The organism is Curtobacterium sp. ME26 (genome assembly GCF_903970945.1).
Lineage (GTDB): Bacteria > Actinomycetota > Actinomycetes > Actinomycetales > Microbacteriaceae > Curtobacterium > Curtobacterium citri.
Window position 1 is genome coordinate 50,696 of sequence record NZ_CAJCKG010000006.1, and the last position, 17,303, is coordinate 67,998.

At 72.3% G+C, this 17,303-nt stretch carries 17 protein-coding genes; 10 read left to right on the forward strand and 7 right to left on the reverse strand.

What is annotated here, in order from left to right; genetic code table 11:
- Positions 1-38 precede the first annotated feature (38 nt).
- Both H7A69_RS03820 and H7A69_RS03825 read left to right on the forward strand, forming a co-directional pair.
- A complete protein-coding gene (locus H7A69_RS03820; RefSeq protein WP_182045868.1) occupies positions 39-566 on the forward strand; it encodes a phenolic acid decarboxylase in 528 nt (175 codons plus the stop codon).
- Positions 566-1,357 carry an alpha/beta hydrolase gene (locus H7A69_RS03825; protein WP_182045869.1) on the forward strand — a complete coding sequence of 264 codons (792 nt, stop codon included), beginning with the start codon at positions 566-568 and terminating at the stop codon, positions 1,355-1,357. Before H7A69_RS03820 ends, H7A69_RS03825 begins: the two co-directional genes overlap by 1 nt.
- 50 nt (positions 1,358-1,407) lie before the next feature.
- Here the strand turns inward: H7A69_RS03825 and mgrA are convergent, their stop codons facing one another.
- Positions 1,408-2,451 carry an L-glyceraldehyde 3-phosphate reductase gene (gene mgrA / locus H7A69_RS03830; protein ID WP_182045870.1) on the reverse strand — a complete coding sequence of 348 codons (1,044 nt, stop codon included), beginning with the start codon at positions 2,449-2,451 and terminating at the stop codon, positions 1,408-1,410.
- Between the two features lie 199 nt (positions 2,452-2,650).
- On the opposite strand from mgrA, the gene H7A69_RS03835 reads away from it, so the two are divergent.
- The 3 genes from H7A69_RS03835 to H7A69_RS03845 are packed head-to-tail and all read left to right on the forward strand — an operon-like array spanning position 2,651 to position 4,056.
- Positions 2,651-2,788 carry a hypothetical protein gene (locus tag H7A69_RS03835; protein ID WP_182045871.1) on the forward strand — a complete coding sequence of 46 codons (138 nt, stop codon included), beginning with the start codon at positions 2,651-2,653 and terminating at the stop codon, positions 2,786-2,788.
- 47 nt (positions 2,789-2,835) lie between these two features.
- A complete protein-coding gene (locus H7A69_RS03840; protein ID WP_182045872.1) occupies positions 2,836-3,393 on the forward strand; it encodes a MarR family winged helix-turn-helix transcriptional regulator in 558 nt (185 codons plus the stop codon).
- Positions 3,394-3,441: 48 nt separating this feature from the next.
- The gene (locus H7A69_RS03845) at positions 3,442-4,056 is read left to right on the forward strand and encodes a TetR/AcrR family transcriptional regulator (RefSeq protein WP_182045873.1); all 615 of its coding nucleotides are present in this window, start codon (positions 3,442-3,444) and stop codon (positions 4,054-4,056) included.
- 102 nt (positions 4,057-4,158) lie between these two features.
- Here the strand turns inward: H7A69_RS03845 and H7A69_RS03850 are convergent, their stop codons facing one another.
- The 3 genes from H7A69_RS03850 to H7A69_RS03860 form a co-directional block, all read right to left on the reverse strand.
- A complete protein-coding gene (locus H7A69_RS03850) occupies positions 4,159-5,862 on the reverse strand; it encodes a beta-N-acetylhexosaminidase (protein WP_182045874.1) in 1,704 nt (567 codons plus the stop codon).
- A gap of 25 nt (positions 5,863-5,887) precedes the next feature.
- The gene (locus tag H7A69_RS03855; protein ID WP_182045875.1) at positions 5,888-7,234 is read right to left on the reverse strand and encodes a hypothetical protein; all 1,347 of its coding nucleotides are present in this window, start codon (positions 7,232-7,234) and stop codon (positions 5,888-5,890) included.
- A gap of 82 nt (positions 7,235-7,316) precedes the next feature.
- A complete protein-coding gene (locus H7A69_RS03860) occupies positions 7,317-8,222 on the reverse strand; it encodes an ROK family protein (RefSeq protein WP_182045876.1) in 906 nt (301 codons plus the stop codon).
- A 215-nt stretch (positions 8,223-8,437) separates the two neighbouring features.
- Here H7A69_RS03860 and H7A69_RS03865 point away from each other — a divergent pair, with 215 nt between their 5' ends.
- The 4 genes from H7A69_RS03865 (at position 8,438) to H7A69_RS03880 (ending at position 12,924) form a co-directional block, all read left to right on the forward strand.
- Positions 8,438-9,586 (forward strand): ROK family transcriptional regulator, encoded by a 1,149-nt coding sequence (locus H7A69_RS03865; protein WP_182045877.1) that lies wholly within the window; start codon positions 8,438-8,440, stop codon positions 9,584-9,586.
- Positions 9,587-9,620: 34 nt separating this feature from the next.
- The gene (locus H7A69_RS03870; RefSeq protein ID WP_182045878.1) at positions 9,621-10,949 is read left to right on the forward strand and encodes a sugar ABC transporter substrate-binding protein; all 1,329 of its coding nucleotides are present in this window, start codon (positions 9,621-9,623) and stop codon (positions 10,947-10,949) included.
- 68 nt (positions 10,950-11,017) lie between these two features.
- Complete coding sequence (locus H7A69_RS03875) at positions 11,018-12,001, forward strand: carbohydrate ABC transporter permease (RefSeq protein WP_220456187.1); 984 nt, start codon at positions 11,018-11,020, stop codon at positions 11,999-12,001.
- A complete protein-coding gene (locus tag H7A69_RS03880; RefSeq protein ID WP_220456188.1) occupies positions 11,998-12,924 on the forward strand; it encodes a carbohydrate ABC transporter permease in 927 nt (308 codons plus the stop codon). The genes H7A69_RS03875 and H7A69_RS03880 overlap by 4 nt, the downstream gene beginning before the upstream one ends.
- A 91-nt stretch (positions 12,925-13,015) precedes the next feature.
- On the opposite strand, the gene H7A69_RS03885 is transcribed toward H7A69_RS03880, so the two are convergent.
- Entirely contained in the window at positions 13,016-14,008 is a 993-nt protein-coding gene (locus H7A69_RS03885) for an alpha/beta hydrolase (protein WP_220456189.1), read from the reverse strand.
- The gene (locus tag H7A69_RS03890) at positions 14,001-15,524 is read right to left on the reverse strand and encodes an MFS transporter (RefSeq protein ID WP_259346073.1); all 1,524 of its coding nucleotides are present in this window, start codon (positions 15,522-15,524) and stop codon (positions 14,001-14,003) included. The genes H7A69_RS03885 and H7A69_RS03890 overlap by 8 nt, the downstream gene beginning before the upstream one ends.
- A gap of 147 nt (positions 15,525-15,671) precedes the next feature.
- Here H7A69_RS03890 and H7A69_RS03895 point away from each other — a divergent pair, with 147 nt between their 5' ends.
- Complete coding sequence (locus H7A69_RS03895) at positions 15,672-16,475, forward strand: SDR family NAD(P)-dependent oxidoreductase (protein WP_182045879.1); 804 nt, start codon at positions 15,672-15,674, stop codon at positions 16,473-16,475.
- A gap of 34 nt (positions 16,476-16,509) precedes the next feature.
- Here H7A69_RS03895 and H7A69_RS03900 read toward each other — a convergent pair whose 3' ends face one another.
- Positions 16,510-16,965: a hypothetical protein gene (locus tag H7A69_RS03900; protein ID WP_182045880.1), complete on the reverse strand. Its 456-nt coding sequence runs from the start codon at positions 16,963-16,965 to the stop codon at positions 16,510-16,512.
- Between the last annotated feature and the right edge of the window lie 338 nt (positions 16,966-17,303).

Consider the following 17,303-nt stretch of genomic DNA (forward strand, 5'->3'; position numbering starts at 1 on the left):
TGTTTGCAACAAAACCACTTCGGGTGCACGCTGGGGGCATGGACACCACCACCTCCGTCGAGCACCCCGAACCGTCCCAGGACCTGACCGGCATCGTCGGCCACCGCTTCGTCTACACGTACGCCAACGGCTGGCAGTACGAGATGTACGTCAAGAACGCCACGACCATCGACTACCGCATCCACACCGGCCACGTCGGCGGTCGCTGGGTCAAGGACCAGACGGTCGACCTCGTCGCGCTGGCGCCCGGCGTCTACAAGGTCTCCTGGAACGAGCCGACCGGCACCAGCGTCGTCGTGAACGTCCTGCCCGAGCAGCGCGTCCTGCACGGCACCATCTTCTTCCCGCGCTGGATCGAGCTCGACGGGCAGAAGACCGTGCTCTTCCAGAACGACCACCTCGACGAGATGCAGCGGTTCCGCGACGAGGGACCGACCTACCCGATCTACGTGGTCCCCGAGTTCGCGCACATCACGCTGTTCGAGCACGTCGGCGAGGACGACGAGTCCGTGGTCGACACCGCGCCCGGCGACCTGCCGGCCGGGTGGGCGGACCGGACGAACTGATGGGTGGCGTGCCCCTGCGCGGGGTCGACCCCCGGACCACCGCGACGACCCTCGAGCACCGCGGGTCGACGATCCGCGGGTGGCAGTGGGAACCGCGGGACGGCGCCGCACCGGACGCCCCCGTCGTGCTGCTCGTCCACGGCTTCAGCGACAGCGCCCTCGGCGGTCACCAGTTGTTCGTGCAGACCGCACGGCACCTGGTCGCCCGGGGCGCGGTGGTCCGCAGCCACGACCGGCTCGGACAGGGCGCGAGCGACGGCGAGTTCGCCGACATCACCATCCGTGACGAGGTCGAGCAGGTCGTCGCGATGATCCGCGCCGCCGACCGGGGGCAGGGCGTGCACGTCGTCGCGCACAGCCTCGGCGCGGTGGAGTCGGCGCTCGCCGCGGCTCGGGTGCCGGACGCGGTCCGCAGCCTGACGCTGTGGTCGCCGGCGGGCGTCGTCGTCGACGACATCACCGAGCACGACGCGATCCAGGGCCAGCCCCTCGCCCCGGCGCGGGAGCAGGGGTGGTTCGACTTCGGTGGGATGGTGCTCGGCACGGCGTTCATCGCCGACGTCGAGGACGGTCTCGACGTGTACGCGCCCGTCGCCGACTACACCGGCCCGGCGGACGTCGTGCACGGCACCGAGGACGCGATCGTGCCGGTGTCGTACGGGCGCCGCTACGCCGAGCTCCTGCCGGGCGCCGTCCTGACGGTCGTCGAGGGGGCGGACCACGGGTGGTCGTCGGTGCCGTTCCGGCGGCGGCTGCTCGAGGTGCTCGACGCGCGGCTCGGCCTGGCCTGACGCGACCCTTCCGCCCCCGCTTCCGGAAGGGGCGGGGGCGCGGGCGGGGGTCAGCTCACCTGGCCGGAACGGGCGCCGGACCACAGGTCGACGTCGAGGACGCCGACCGAGTGCTCGTCGATCCGGCGGAGCTCGTCGTCGGTGAACGACAGGTTCCCGAGCGCCGCGACGTTCTGCTCGAGTTGCTCGACGCGCGAGGCGCCGATCACGAGCGATGTCACCCGCTCGTCGCGGAGCGCCCACGCGAGCGCGAGCTGCGCCAGGCTCTGGCCGCGCTCGGACGCGATGTCGTTCAACGCCCGGAGGTGCTCGACGACCTCGTCCGTCAGGGTGCCGGCGTCGAGGGACTTGCCGGCCGCCGCGCGCGAGTCCGACGGCACCCCGTCGAGGTACCGCCCCGTGAGCAGGCCCTGCGCGAGGGCCGTGAAGCCGATCACGCCGAAGCCCACTTCGCCGGCGGCGTCGAGGAGCCCCTCGGTCTCGATCCAGCGGTTGAGCATCGAGTACGAGGGCTGGTGGATGAGCAGCGGGGTCCCGAGGTCGCGGAGGATCGCGGCGGCCTGCCGGGAGCGCTCGGCGTCGTAGGACGAGATGCCGACGTACAGCGCCTTGCCCTGCTGCACGGCGGTGTGCAGCGCGCCCATCGTCTCCTCGAGCGGCGTCGAGGCGTCGAGGCGGTGCGAGTAGAAGACGTCGACGTAGTCGAGGCCCGTGCGCTGCAGGGACTGGTCGAGCGACGCGAGCACGTACTTCCGCGAGCCACCGCCCTGACCGTACGGGCCGGGCCACATGTCCCACCCGGCCTTGGTCGACACCACCATCTCGTCGCGGTACGGCCGGAAGTCCTCGCGCATGAGCCGACCGAAGTTCAGCTCGGCCGCGCCGTAGGGCGGCCCGTAGTTGTTGGCGAGGTCGTGGTGCGTGATGCCGAGGTCGAAGGCGCGGCGGCTGATCGCGCGCTGCGTCTCGAACGGCTTGTCGTCCCCGAAGTTGTGCCAGTAGCCGAGCGAGAGCAGCGGCAGGTCGAGGCCCGAGCGGCCGGTCCGGCGGTAGGGCATGGAGTCGTAGCGGTCGTCCGCGGCGATGTAGGCCATGGGACCCATCCTGGCCCCGCCCCGTGGGGTGCTGCGCGAACCGTACAGAACGCGAAAGGTTCGTTGCGCTGATCGTTCGCGCCGTGAAACAGTTCTGCCGTCCGGGCCGGACGACACCGACGGACGCCACCGACGCAGGAAGGCGGGACCACGCATGCACAGCACCTACTCCGGGATGCCGAGGACCGCACGACCCACCGTGACCTCCACGCGGGTGGGCCTGACCGACCCGGCCGTCATCGACGCCTACGTGTCCCGCCGGATCCACGACCCGGCGCTCCTGTCCGTGCGGACCGAACCGTCGTACGCTGACTTCTTCACGGCGCCCACCGCGTAGCCACCCGCTCCGACCGGATCCGCCCGACAGAGAGACCCGACCCGCAGATGCCACTGACCGTCGTCCGCCGCGAGCACGTGCACCTCTACGCCCGGGAGCCGCGGTCGCGTGCGGCCAAGGTCGCCGTGGACGCCCTGCTCCGGCTGCAGCACGCCGAGGAGCAGCAACTCGAGCAGGCCCGGACCGAGAGCGGTCTGACGAAGAACGAGTTCCTGACGGTCCGGTACATGCTGCAGGCGCACCGCGACGGGCGCGCGATGGGTCCGAAGGACCTCGCGGTGATGCTCAACGTGTCGAACGCCTCGGTCACCAAGATCGTCGACGGCCTGGTGGCGAAGGGCGACATCGTCCGCGTGCCGCACCCGACCGACCGGCGCGCACAGGTGCTCGAGCCGACGGTGCAGGCCGCCGAGAAGATCGACTCGTCCTACGCCCGGTTCCACGAGGCGGTCGTGGGCGTGATGGACCACCTGTCGAGCGAGGACAACGAGGTGCTCGCGCGGTGCCTCACGCAGGTCACCGACGCGCTCGCCAGCGGTGCCCCGATCCCGGTCGACGAGTACACGGTCGACCCCGACGGTGCCGCGGAGCCCATCGACTCGTAGTGCCCCGGCGTGGGTGGCGCGAAAACCTTCCAGCGGTAAGTTGGGGGGATGACGCACGAGGTCGACGACGACGCGACCCCGCCCCGGCGCGGCGGGTACCGCAAGGGCACCGAGCGTCGCGCCCAGATCCTCGACGAGATGATCCGGATGGTCGCCGCGCAGGGCGTGGACGCCTCGTCCCTCCGGTCGGTGGCCGACGCGCTCGGCATCACCCACGCCGCGCTCCGGCACTACTTCCCGAGCCGCGACGAACTCCTGCTCGCGGTCTACCGCGAACACGAGGTGCGCGAGCAGGACGCCCCCGACCGGATGCGGTCGGCGATCGGCGACATGCGCGAGAGCGCCTCGCGGAACCGCGAGGTGCCCGGGCTCGTGCAGCTGTACACGACCCTCGCGGCCGACGCGGTGCAGGAGGGGCACCCCGCGACGCGCGACTTCATGCGGGAGCGCTTCACCCGGCTCCGCGCGGACCTGGCGGAGCTCATCGCCGCCGACCAGGCAGCCGGACGCATCCGGGCCGACCTCGACCCGGTCGACCTGGCGAGCCTCGGCATCGCCGCGTCCGACGGTCTGCAGGTCCAGTGGCTGCTGGATCCGGAGGCCGTCGACGGTGAACGCGTGCTCCGGCTGCTCGAGACGATCATCCCGCCCGCGGACGGCTGATCCCGGCAGACGCGGGTGGATCGCGCGGTGGGGTGACCACGCGACGGACGGGAGGGGCGGTGCCGGGCCGCCCCGTGCCTCCCGTCCGTCGCATGGTGACGCCTACTGCGCCGGCGCACCGTCCGCGATGTTCGCCGTGATCGCGTCGATGTAGGCCGCGCGCTCCTCGCGGCTGTGCGGCCGCCCCGGCACGCCGGGCCGCTCCTCCCACGGTCGCGGGCCGGACTCGTGGCGGTACTCGACCCCGAGGGCGTCGAGCCGTGCGAGGTGCTCCTCGAGCCGCCGCCGGAAGTCCGCGACGTCCCGCGGTCGGGCGACGTCGGCCGACCAGAGTGCCTCGGACAGGGCGACCACGCGCGGGAACAGCTGGTAGTCGAGCCGACGGACGGTGTCGACGTGCTCGGTCCACATGTTGGCCTGGCCGCCGATGACGTGCGCGCGCTCCTCGTCGGTCAGCGAGGCGGGGACCGGGTCGAACGCGTACACGTCGTCGAGCGTCAGCACGATCGACACCGGGATCGGCTCGTTCGGCAGGTCGCTCTGGCGGTAGTCGAGGTACACCTGGTCGTCCGGCGTCGAGATGACGTCGTGCCCCCGGCGCGCTGCCGTGACCGCGCCCTGCAGACCGCGCCACGACACGACGGTCGCGGACGGCGAGAGCGTCCCGCCCTCGAGGATCTCGTCCCACCCGAACGCCCGACGGCCGTGCGACTCGAGGTGCGCGGCGAGCTGCCCGACGATCCACGCCTGCAGCTGCTCCTCGTCGTCGAGCCCGAGCTCGCGGATGCGCTCCTGGATCCGCGGGTCCTCCTCCCACTGGTCCTTCGGGCACTCGTCCCCGCCGAGCCCGATGTACTCGGAGGGGAACAGCGCGACGACCTCGTCGAACACGTCGCGGAAGAACTGCACCGTGCTGTCCTCGGCGTTGAGCACGTCGTGCGCGATGCCCCACTCCGTCCAGACGTCGAGGTCGCGCTCGGGGTGCACGCCGAGCTCCGGGTAGGCGGCGAGGGCGGCGCGGACGTGGCCGGGCGTCTCGATCTCCGGGACGACGGTGACGAAGCGGTCCTCGGCGTAGGCGACGATCTCGCGGATGTCGTCCTGGGTGTAGGAGCCGCCGTGCGGGCGGCCGTCGTACCCGGCGACCCGCAGCGTGCCGTCGGCGTCCGGGACGTGCGCGCCGACCTGCGACTCGGTGCGCCAGGAACCGACCTCGGTGAGCCGCGGGTACTTCTTGATCTCGATCCGCCAGCCCTGGTCCTCGGTGAGGTGGAAGTGCAGGCGGTTGATGCGGTGCACCGCGAGCTGGTCGACCAGGCGCAGGACCTCGGCCTTCGTGCGGAAGTGCCGGGCGACGTCGAGCATCACCCCGCGCCAGGCGAAGGCCGGGGCGTCCTCGACCACCGTCGCCGGCAGCACCCACCCGTCCGTGCGGACCCGTCCGCGGCGGTACACGTCGGCGGGCAGGAGCTGCAGCAGGGCCTGGACGCCGTAGAAGACGCCGGCCGGTGCGCCGCCGGTGACGACCACGCCGTCCGTGGTGACCTCGAGCCGGAAGGCCTCGGAGCGGTCGCCCCCGGGGCCGGCCGGCAGCTCCTCGGGGTCGGTGGCGATCCGCAGGGCGACGACCGGCACGTCGGTCACTCCGCCGGCACCGAGGAGGGGCAGTCGGGTGGAGGCGCGGAGCACCTGCTGCAGGTACTGCGCGACCGGCTCGGCGGCCGGGTCCGCGGCGACGCGGGTCCGCTCGTCGAGCGTGAACGTGCCGACACCGTCGACGCGGGAGCGGGGCTGGGGGATGAGCATGCGGTGCTGTCCTTCCGGGGGTGGGTCAGAGGCGGAACGGGTTGGTGCGGGTGACGGCCAGCAGGTACCAGGCGGTCGCACCGGTGTGGAGGCTCGCGTAGTAGAGGTCGCCGAAGCCGGTGTCGAGGCCGTCGGACGACGCCGAGACGATGCCTCTGCCGTCCCCGTTCGGCTCCGTGCGCTGCGCGAGCTGCACGCTGTCGAGGATCGACGTCGCACGCGCCCGGTCTCCCCTCGCACCCCGGGCCTCCAGGGCGAGTGCCAGGTGGCCGGACCCCTCGAACCAGACCTTGCTCGTGTCCGCGTCGGAGAACGATGGACCCGTGTACGGCCCGTCGTGCGCGGTCAGCCGGTCGAGCACCCAGGTGACCGACGACGAGTACCGACGGTCGAGCGTGGCGAGGTACGCCCACGTCTGCACGTCCTCCGGGATCGGGGTGCGGTTGATCGTCGTGCCGTCGGGGTCGGTGCCGGTCCAGAGGTGCCCGTCGGTCGGGTCCTGCATCGCGCGGACGAACGACTCGGCCAGCGCGGCACGGCGCGCCCACGTCCGGTCGCCGGTGAGCTGGGCGAGCTGGGTGAAGAAGCCCGTGACGTCGATGTTGTGCTCGGTCGACTTGTAGGTGATCGGCTGGTCGTCCGCGTTCCGGCCGCCCGTGTAGCCCGCGGGTCGACGTGCGTCGTCACGGGCGTTCGTCTCGATCCACGTGCCGAGGCGGAGCGCCCCGTCGAGGAACCGACGCTGTCGGGTCACCGCGAACAGCCGGCAGAACGCCAGGCCCACCCAGGACTGGTTGCCCGTGTACGCCGCCGGCGAGCCGATGTCGATCGGCCGCGGGGGGTCCGCGACCGGGAAGGTGTCCGGCTGGTACGAGGCCCGGGTGCGGCCGTCGCCGATCGGGTCGGCCGCCTGCAGGGCGAGGAGGGCATCGCCGAGCGCCGTCGCACGCTGCACGTCACCGCGCCGGCGGCGTGCCAGCCAGGCGAGGACCATGAGTGCGTCGTCGTAGGCGAAGGAGGACACGAACTCGGTCGGCAGCGTCGCGAAGTACCCGCCGGAGTACGAACGTGGCAGGCGGGGCGCGCTGCCCGCGCCGTACTCGTCCATGCGGAGGTCGAGGTAGTCGTAGGCGAGGTCCCGCGACCGGCTGCGCGAGGGCACCGGGTGACCGGGTCGGTGCGTCGTGGCTGCGGACGCGGCGCCGCTCGGGGCGGCGGACGCCACGCTCGGCGTTCCGAGGGCGACGGCGGCCGCGGCGACGGTGGCGGCACCGCCGAGCACCATCCCGCGTCGGGTCAGGGTGGGCGGCGTACCGGGTGTCCGGTTGCCCTGGCCGCTCCGGGGGGCGGACGGACGGTTCGTCTCGGTCATGGGTTGCTCACTTCCGCCGCGTCGGTGCGGCGATCGGTGGATCCGTGCAGGGGAGGCGGTGCGGGCGGCCGGTCGGTCCGCGTCAGGCGGGCGCGACGGCTGACTCGGGCGCGGTGAACGCGGCACCGAGTGCGGCGAGCGGCTGGTCGGTGGGCGCGAGGAGCACGCGGGACGACAGGCCGAGCGACGCGACGAAGGGGGAGGAGCGTGCAGCGGCGTCGAAGCAGGCGCGCAGGGGAGCGAGCAGGCGGTCGCCGAGGACGGCGAGCCCGCCCCCGATCACGACCGACTCGACGTCGACCGTGACGACGAGGATCCGGACCGCCGAGGCGACGCCCGCGACGAAGCGGTCCCGCACGGCGACCGCGGTGGGGTCGCCCGCGTCGGCGCAGTCGAAGAGGTCCGTCGCGGCGTTGCCGGCGTGCCCGGGCCACGCGGTGGCGAGCGCGGACCCGGAGGCGACGGTCTCGAGGCAGCCCCGCTGCCCGCACACGCAGGGCAGTCCGTCCGCCAGGACCGGGACGTGGCCGATCTCGCCGGCGTTCCCCCGCGCTCCGCGCCAGAGCCGTCGGTCCACGACGAGTCCCGCCGCCAGACCCGTGCCGATGTTGAGGTACGCCCGCGGTCCGTCCAGCTGCATGGCCTGCGCGGCACCGAGGGCGGCGACGTTGACGTCGTTCTCCACCTGCACCGGCACCCCGAGCGCGTCGGCGACCAGCGGGCCGAGGGCGACCTCGGACAGCCCGAGGTTGACCGCGTGACGGACCCAGCCGGTCTCGTGGTCGATCAGCCCCGGGATGCCGATGCCCACCGCGGTCGTCGGTGTCCCGGTCCGGTCGACCAGGGACCGGATCACCCGCAGGGTGTTCGCGAGCACGGCGTCCGGTCCGGACCCGGTCGCGACGCGCACCCGGTCGAGCACCGCACCGGACGGCGCGACGGCGACGCCGTCGATCTTCGTCCCGCCGATGTCCAGGCCGATCCTCATGGTGTTCCCGTCGTCAGGGCGAGCGACCTCGCCGTCGAGGACGCCGCGTCAGGGCAGCGCATGCGGGTTAGTAAACACGCCTAACTGTCCCCTGGCAAGCGTCTTCTGCGCCACGTTTCCCCGAGATCACGCGGATGTTACGGCTGCAGATCGGGGGTTGACAGTGGATTAGGAACGGTCCTTTACTAAGGCAACTGCTCTACGAGGGAGATCTGATGGTGAACGAGACGGATGCTCCGGCACCCTTCGCCCCGCAGCTCCGCCGCCCGCGGAGCAAGGCGCTCCCGCAGCACAGCCGGGCCCTGAACCGGTCGCTCATCCTGCAGACGCTCTTCACCGACGGCGCGATGAGCCGAGCCGACCTGTCGCGCCACTCGGGCCTCACCCGGCCGACCGTGTCGGGCCTCGTCGCGGAGCTCGAGGCCGACGCCCTCGTCACCGAGCTCGGGCCGCGCGGCGACCTCCGCGTGGGCAAGCCCGCGACCCTCATCAACCTGAACGTCGACGCCTTCCACATCGTCGTCGTCGACCTGTCCGTCCCGGACCACTTCGTCGGCGCGGTCACCAACCTGCGCGGCGACGTGGTGGACAGCGCCAGGATCGAGGTCGACGGTGCCGTCGGGGACCAGGCGCTCAACCGCATCATCCGCCTGGTCGAGCGGCTCTCCGCGATGACCTCGCGCCGCCTGCTCGGGATCGCCGTCGGGTGCCCGGGTGTCATCGACGAGACCGGGACGGTCCTCGACTCGGTGGCCCTCGGCGGCGGCCTGCCCCTCCAGCAGCAGCTCGCGGACCACTTCCGACTCCCCGTGCACGTGCTGAACGACGCCAACGTCGCCGCGCTCGGGGTGCACGCCTTCGAGGCCGACCCGACCCGCGACCTGCTCGTCGTCGCGCTCGAGCACGGCGTCGGCACGGGCATGGTGCTCGGCGGGCGCCTCGTCCTCGGCGAACGGTACGCCGCCGGTGAGATCGGGCACCTGACGATCGACGAGGACGGCGAACCCTGCCCCTGCGGGCGGCGCGGGTGCCTCGAGGTCATCATCGGGGCCGACCACCTGGCGCGACGGCTCGACGCTGCGCCCGCAGCCGACCGCGGGGCCCTGCTCGGCTCCGCCGGCGACACCCTCGGCCGTGTCCTCGCCCCGATCATCAGCGCGGTCAACATCACCGAGATCGTCGTCACGGGACCGGCCGAACTGGTCGAGGGTCCCTTCGTCGACGCGGTGCACGCCACGGTCTCGGCCCGGACGCTCGCGAGCGTCGGCGACGACCTCGCCGTCACGGCCACCTCCACCAACAGCGACCTGATCCTCCGGGGCGGAGCAGCGTTCCTGCTCGCCGCGGAGCTCGGGGTCAGCTGACCCGACACAGCAGAACGACCACCAAGGAGAAGCAATGCGTACGAAGAAGTTCGCGGCAGCAGCTGCCGTGGCCCTGACCGTCGCCCTCGGGATGACCGCCTGTTCCAGCGCCGGCAACGCCGGCGCCGGTGGCAGCGGTGGCACCAAGGCGATCGGCGACGTCGAGGGCGACGGCAAGACGCTGACCGTGTGGGCGATGACCGGGGACTACTCCGACGGGACCATCGCCGCGATCAACGAGCAGTTCGAGAAGGAGACCGGCGCGAAGGTCAAGGTGCAGATCCAGCAGTGGGACGGCATCACTACGAAGGTGTCCACCGCACTCGCGACGAACACCCCGCCGGACGTGATCGACCTCGGCAACACGCAGGTGGCGAGCTACGCCGCGAACGGTGCGCTGCTCGACCTGACGCCGTACAAGAAGGACCTCGCGCAGGGGCAGACGTGGCTCGACGGCCTGTCCGACCCGGCGACGGTCGACGGCTCGCTGTACGGCGTCCCCGGGTTCGCCGGTGCGCGGTCGGTCATCTACAACAAGCAGATGTGGAAGGACGCCGGCATCACCTCGGCGCCGACCACGTACGAGGAGCTCACCGCAGACCTCGACAAGGTCAAGGCGAAGAACTCGGCGAGCGACTTCTCGGCCTTCTACCTGCCCGGGCAGTACTGGTACGCCGGCATGCAGTTCGTGTGGGACGCCGGCGGCGAGATCGCCACGGAGGACGGCGGCAAGTGGAAGGCCGGCTTCGGCGACGCGAAGGCACAGCAGGGCCTGCAGGACTTCAAGGAGTTCGCGAACGCGTACTCGACGAAGGCGTCGGCGACGCTCAACACCGACAGCCCCGACATGACCCAGGTCTTCGCGGACGGCAAGTCCTCGGCGATCCTCAGCACCAGCGGCGCACTCGGGCTCATCGAGAAGGCGAACCCGAAGATGACCGCCGACGCCCTCGGCACCTTCCCGTTCCCGGGCAAGTCCGGGAAGACCCAGCCGGTCATGCTCGGTGGCTCCGACTGGGGCATCGCGGCGAAGTCGAAGAACTCCGACCTGGCGCTGGCGTGGGTCAAGATCGCGACGAGCCCCGACGTGCAGAGCAAGTACGTCTACGGCGACACCGGGTGGATCCCGAACAGCGCCGAGGGCATCAAGGCCGCTGACTCGAGCCTGAGCGAGATCAACAAGGCGTTCTTCACCGCCGCGCTCAACTCGAAGGCGACCCCCGCGAACGCCCGGTGGGCGGACCTCGAGGGCGACCTGAGCATCAACGACCTGTTCTCGAGCATCGTCTCCGGATCGAAGACACCCGAGCAGGCCGCGGCGACCTTCGACGAGGCCGCCGACAGCACCCTCAACAAGCAGTAGGACGACCCAGCAGGACGGTGCGGGTGCTCCGGCACCCGCACCGTCCGACCCTCACGGAAAGGCCAGACGTGACCGTCTCCGCCACCCGCCCGAGCCTGGAGCGCCCGGACCGTCCCACACGCGCACGCGGCGATCGCCCCGGCGGCCCCCCGCGGCGCCGCACCACCCGCTCGTCCGCCCCCTTCTGGCTGCTCACGCCGGCCGGACTGGTGCTCGTCTTCGTGACGGTCGCCCCGATCGTCTTCCTGGTCTTCACGTCGTTCACCGACTACGACCAGCGCTCGCTGTTCACCGGTGCCTACGACGCCGTCGGCCTCGCGCAGTACGGGCAGATCCTGACCGATCCGGCCTTCTGGGCGGCGCTGGTCCGGACGGTGCTGTTCACCGCCGCGATGGTCGTCGGCAGCATCCTCATCGGAGCGGGCGTCTCCCACCTCATGACCCGGCTCGGCGTCGTGCTGCGGTACGCCGTCACGATCGTGCTCATCTTCGCGTGGGGCATGCCGAACGTGGCGTCGTCGCTCGTGTGGAACTGGCTGTTCCAGCCCGGGTACGGGGTGGTCAACTGGGCCCTCACGCAGCTCCGGGTCTTCGGTGACATGACCGACACCGACTGGGGCAACAGCGCCGGGCTCGCCTACACGTCGATCTGGATGCTCGTGGTCTGGCAAGCGGTGCCGTTCATCGCCCTGACGCTGTACGCGGCCGAGACCCAGATCCCGCTCGAGGTGAAGGAGGCCGTCCGGCTCGACGGCGGTTCCGAGTGGACCGTCTACCGCGTGGTGACCATCGAGTACCTCCGCCCGACGCTCCTGCTCGTGACGATGCTCTCGATCATCTGGGACTTCAACGTCTTCAACCAGATCTGGCTCGTCTCGCAGGGCGGTCCCGACGGGGCCACCTCGACCCTGGGCGTCTTCACCTACGTCACGGCCTTCGTCGGGCACGACATCGGCACCGGGTCCGCGGTCGCCGTGATCGCCGCGCTCATCCTCATGGTGCTCAGCGCGCTGTACATCCGGAACCTCGTCCGATCGGGAGAAGACCTGTGACCACCGCGATGCCGACGGGCGTCCCCGTCGAGGCCGACGTCCCCGCAGCCGTCCCGACCCCGAAGGGCGTCGCGGCGACGAAGCGGATCCGCCGTCGTCGTCGCCCGGTCCGCTGGATCAGCAGCACCATCGCGGTCGTGTTCTGCCTGGTGTGGATCTTCCCCGTCTACTGGATGGTGAACACCGCGTTCAAGCCGCGGTCCGAGGCCCTGACGAGCACACCGCTGTTCGCCCCCGCCCACCCGACGATCGAGAACTTCGTCACGGCGTTCACCCGGGCCGACTTCCTCGTCTACCTCGGGAACTCGACGATCGTGGTCGTCGGAGCCGTCGTGCTGTCGCTCGCGCTCGGCATCCTGGCGTCGGCCGCGCTGTCGCGGTTCCGGTTCCGCGGGCGCCGACCGATCCTCGTCGCGATCCTGCTCGTGCAGATGCTGCCCGGCACCGCACTGCTCATCCCGCAGTTCCTCATCTTCAACCAGGTCGGTCTGACCGGCACCTACGCCGGGCTCATCCTGGCGTACGTGGCCGCGGTGCTGCCGTTCTCGATCTGGGTGATGCGCGGGTTCTTCCTGGCGATCCCGATGGAGGTCGAGGAGGCCGCCCGCATCGACGGCGCGAGCACGTGGCAGGTCCTGACGAAGGTGCTCTTCCCGCTGGTGATGCCGGGGATGATCGCGACGAGCGTGTTCGCGTTCATCGCCGCGTGGAACGACTACATCGTGGCGTACACGTTCATGCAGGACCAGGCGCAGTACACGTTGCCGGTCTGGCTCGCGTCGTTCACCACGCAGACGACCGGGACGGACTTCACGGGGCAGATGGCGGCATCGGTGCTGTTCTCGCTGCCGGTCGTCGTGTTCTTCATGATCGTCCAGCGCAACCTGGTCTCCGGGATGTCGGCCGGCGCCGTCAAGGGGTGACCCACGGACGGGAGGCGCGGTGCGGGCCCGCACCGCGCCTCCCGTCCGTCCGCTGGTCGCGTCGCGGGTCCGCCCGGCTGCTGCGGTCCGGTCAGTCCCGGCTCGTGACCGGGCTCGTGGGACCGAGCAGCCGCGTGGTCCAGTCGGCCAGGGCGGCGGTCGCCGCCCTGGAGACCGCCGCGCCGGGCACCATGCTCGTGAACCCGTGGAACGCGCCCGGCCAGACGTGCAGCTCGGCGTCGACCCCGGCCGCCCACAGGGCACTCGCCCAGGCGACGGTCTCGTCGCGGAACACCTCGGCGCTGCCGCAGTCGATGTAGGTGCGCGGGAGCCCGGACAGGTCGTCCGCGCGGGCGGGTGCCGCGTACGGCGAGACGTCGGCCGTACCGCGTCGGTCGCCCAGGTAGGCGCCCCAGCTGAAGTGCATCGCCTGTCGGTCCGCGATCCCCACCCCGTCGATCTGGCGCGTCGACACGGTGTCGTCGCGGTCGTCGAGCATCGGCGAGACCAGGACCTGGGCGAACAGCTCCGGCCCCCGGCGGTCACGCGCCAGCAGTGCGGTCCCGGCAGCGAGCCCGCCGCCGGCGCTCTGGCCGGCGATGACGATGCGTGCGGGGTCGATGCCGAGCTCGTCCGCGTGGTCCGCGACCCACACGAGTCCGGCGTAGCAGTCCTCGACGGGGGTGGGGTCCGGGTGCTCCGGGGCGAGCCGGTAGTCGACGCTGACGAGCACGACGTCGTGGTCGAGCAGCCAGTCGTCGTAGGAGTCGAGGTTGCCGAGGTGGTGCCCCATCACCATCCCGCCGCCGTGGATCGTGTAGACCGCGGTGGTCGGGCCGGTCCGTCCGGTGCGCTGGATCACCGCCAGGTCGATCGGGACGCCGAGGTGACCGGGGACGCTGACGGTGCGACGTTCGTACCCGCGGGCGCGCAGGCGGTCGTCGAGCTCCTGCTCGGTGACCTCGAGTGCACGCATGCGGGGGAGGGCGGCGGCGTCGATCGTGAACGGACCCCGGGCCGTCAGCGAGGTGAGGAAGACGTCGAGCTCGGGGTCGAACGGCGGGCGGATCGTGGTGTCATGCACGGGAGGACTCCTGGGAGGTGGTGGGTGCGGGCTGCTGCGTGGACGGGAGGGGAGCGGAGGTCGGTGCGGGCTCGGTGCGGCGCCGTCGACCGCGCAGGATGCCGACGCCGACGAGCAGTGCGGCGGCGCAGGTGACGACGGCGCCGGCGACCTGGACGGCACCGAGGACCGCCGTCGTGTGGGCTGCGGTGGGGTGCGCCACGGTGACGCTGCCGGGGACGAGCACGGCGAGGACCGTGCCGGTGGCGGCGATGCCCACCGCGGTGGCGAGCTCGCTCGCGGTGTCGACGAGTGCCGCGCCGATCGAGGTGCGGTCGGCGGGCAGGCCGGCCAGGACGTTGTTGCCGGCGACCGCACCGACGATCCGCATGCCGGCCGCTACCAGGGCGAGTGCGACGGCAACCGCGGGGTAGCCCGTCCGACCGGCGACGGTGAAGACCGCCAGGCCGACGACGACCGCGGTGGCGCTGGTCCACGCGGCACGCTCGAGCCCGACGCGCCGCACGAAGGGTCCGACGAAGCGTCCGGCGGCGAGCAGCACGACGACCTGCGGCAGGGTGCCGACGGCGGCGAGTGCGGGCGGCCACCCCCAGGCGGACTGGAGCTGCAGGGTCACCAGCCACGAGAGCCCGGCGGTCGCGAGGCCCGCGGCCGCCTTGTGCGCGAGCCCGCTGGCGACGAGCGGCCGGGCGAGCAGGGCGAGGTCGAGCATCGGCGACCGGGCGGTCCGCTCGCGCAGGACGAACCCCGCGACCGCCGCGATCGTCGCGGCGGCGGCGGCCCACGCGGCCGTTCCGGCACCCTCGACCGCGAGGGTCGGCGTGACGAGGACACCGGTGACGGCGGCCGTCCCGAGGGCCGCGCCGAGCAGGTCGAGCGGCTCGCGGTGCAGATCGTCGGGGCCGTCGGGTCGCACCCCGGCACGGATGCCGACCAGCGCGACCAGCGCGATCGGGGCGTTCGCGACCAGGAGGACCTGCCACGGGGCCACCGCCAGGACGAGCCCGCCGATCGTCGGCCCGACCGCGAGCCCGACGAGGCCCGCGGTCGACACCACCGTGAGTGCGCGGACCCGCAGGTCGTCGGTGGCGACGAGCCGGAAGGTCAGTGCCATCGAGCCGGGCGTCGTCATCGCGGCGGCGAGCCCCATCAGGGCACGGACGACGACGAGCTGCTCCACCGAGGTGACGAGGGGGGTCGCCGCGCTGACCAGGGCGAGGAGCACCAGGCCGGTGAGCATCGTGCGCCGTCGGCCGAACCGGTCGGCGACCGACCCGAACAGGAGCATGAGCCCGCCGAACGCCACGGAGTAGGCGCCGGAGACCCACTGCAGCGACGTGGTCGATGCGGAGAGGTCCCGTCCGATGGTGGGCAACGCGACGGTGAGGACCGAGTTGTCGAGCATCTCGAACAGGAAGACGGCGGACAGTCCGGCGAGGGCGACCCACACGTCGCGCAGGCGAGCGGGCTCGGTGCGGGCGGGTGGGATGTGAGCAGGCGGGATCTGAGCAGGCACGGGTGCACTCCTTCGATGAAGAAGTGGCGACTCCCGTGAGACGCGTGCTCGCTCCCGTCCGCCGGAGCGGAGCAGGATTTTTCCCTCTGGGCGTGACTGTACCGCGATCACGGTCGACCGCGCCACCACCGGGTGTACGCAGGATCCATGAGCCGTCCCCGCAGTCCCTTCCGTGGCCTCCGTGCCCTCGTCACCGGCGCCAGCGGGGGGATCGGCGAGGCGCTCGCCCTCGGGCTCGCCGCAGCCGGCGCCGACGTCGTGCTGGTCGCCCGGTCCGAGGGGCGGCTCGACGCGCTCGCCGAGCGCATCCGCCGCGACCACGGGGTCGACGCGACGACGCTCCCCGCCGACCTCGCCACTGCGGACGGTGTCGACACCGTCATCACGCGGCTCGACGGCACGCGGATCGACATCGTCGTCGCGAACGCCGGCGTCGGCGACCACGGGCCCTTCGCCGCCGCGACCGACGAGCGGCTCCGGACCCAGGTCGACCTCAACTGCACCGCGGTCGTCCGGCTCGTGCACGCGTTCCTGCCCGGGATGCTCGAGCGGCGGGTCGGCGGCGTCATGACCGTCGCGTCGACCGCCGCGTTCCAGCCGACCCCGCAGATGGCCGTCTACGGTGCGACGAAGGCGTTCGTGCTGTCCTTCACCGAGGCGGTCTGGCAGGAGAACCGGGGGAGCGGGGTCCGGTTCCTCGCGCTCTGCCCCGGCCCCACCGCGACGGGCTTCTTCGACGAGGCCGCGCGGGGAGCGGGGTCGGCGGGCGTCATGGGACGCGGGCGGCAGTCGGCTGAGCAGGTCGCGGCCGTGGGGCTCCGGGCGTTCGCGCGGCAGGGCGGCCCGACGGTGGTGTCCGGCCTCGGCAACGCGGTGACGGCGAACGCGCACCGGTTCGTCCCGCGCGGACTGATGGCACGGATGTCGGCGCTCGTCACCGGCGGAGAGTGATCGTCCGGGCCGGCTGGTCACCGGGAGGGGCTGCTCACCCGTAGCCCTCGTCGTACAGCCGCCACCCGTCGGCGGTGTGGCGGAAGCAGAACTGCCACCCCTCGAGCGTCCCCGGGTCGTCGCCGGTCAGGTTCGTCTGCGTGACGTCCACCGGGATGCACTGCACTGCGACCCCGCCGTTGTCGTCCGCGGGCCGTCGCTCGACGGTGCCGACGTTCCGGTGCGCGAGCAGGTCCGGGTGCTCGTCGAGCCAGGACGTCGGCTGCCGCTGCCCGCACCACGCCTGGTCGGGTGACGACGGTGCGTGCGCAGCCGTGAGGGCCTCGGTCACCGCGCAGTCGTGGGCCTCGGCGGCGCGGAGGTACACCCGCAGGACCTGCTCCGACGAGGCGCTCGCCGGAGGGAGGCGCCGCGCGGTCTCGGCAGCGTGCTCGAGGTGCACGCCGATGCCGGCCCCCGTGGCGACGACGGCCAGCGCGGCAGCCGCCACGAGGACCGGCAGGCCCCGTCGTCGTGGAGCTCGGTCGTGCGTCGTGTCCGTGGCGCCTCCTTCGACAGCGGTCGGATCCCCCTCGTCCCGACCCTGACACGGCACCGCTCCCGTCGGCATCCTCCTGCGGGACGAAGCCGACCGGCCGGTCGGCTGGTCCTGCTCCGTGCGAGCGGGCAGGACACGCTGCTCATCGTCCGCCCGGAGGGCGGAGGACGTCGGTGTGCGGCTCTGGACGTGACGGATCTGGCCCGCTGGGCGGACCGGACGTACCGACGACGACGGACGGGAGGCGCGGTGCCATCTGGCACCGCGCCTCCCGTCCGTCAGGTGGCTGA

What these genes read in the sequence shown, in the direction of transcription:
- H7A69_RS03820 (WP_182045868.1), top strand. Translation starts at nt 39, where the DNA reads ATGGACACCACCACCTCCGTCGAGCACCCCGAACCGTCCCAGGACCTG.
- H7A69_RS03825 (WP_182045869.1), top strand. Translation starts at nt 566, where the DNA reads ATGGGTGGCGTGCCCCTGCGCGGGGTCGACCCCCGGACCACCGCGACG.
- mgrA (WP_182045870.1), bottom strand. Translation starts at nt 2,451, where the DNA reads ATGGCCTACATCGCCGCGGACGACCGCTACGACTCCATGCCCTACCGC.
- H7A69_RS03840 (WP_182045872.1), top strand. Translation starts at nt 2,836, where the DNA reads ATGCCACTGACCGTCGTCCGCCGCGAGCACGTGCACCTCTACGCCCGG.
- H7A69_RS03845 (WP_182045873.1), top strand. Translation starts at nt 3,442, where the DNA reads ATGACGCACGAGGTCGACGACGACGCGACCCCGCCCCGGCGCGGCGGG.
- H7A69_RS03850 (WP_182045874.1), bottom strand. Translation starts at nt 5,862, where the DNA reads ATGCTCATCCCCCAGCCCCGCTCCCGCGTCGACGGTGTCGGCACGTTC.
- H7A69_RS03855 (WP_182045875.1), bottom strand. Translation starts at nt 7,234, where the DNA reads ATGACCGAGACGAACCGTCCGTCCGCCCCCCGGAGCGGCCAGGGCAAC.
- H7A69_RS03860 (WP_182045876.1), bottom strand. Translation starts at nt 8,222, where the DNA reads ATGAGGATCGGCCTGGACATCGGCGGGACGAAGATCGACGGCGTCGCC.
- H7A69_RS03865 (WP_182045877.1), top strand. Translation starts at nt 8,438, where the DNA reads ATGGTGAACGAGACGGATGCTCCGGCACCCTTCGCCCCGCAGCTCCGC.
- H7A69_RS03870 (WP_182045878.1), top strand. Translation starts at nt 9,621, where the DNA reads ATGCGTACGAAGAAGTTCGCGGCAGCAGCTGCCGTGGCCCTGACCGTC.
- H7A69_RS03895 (WP_182045879.1), top strand. Translation starts at nt 15,672, where the DNA reads ATGAGCCGTCCCCGCAGTCCCTTCCGTGGCCTCCGTGCCCTCGTCACC.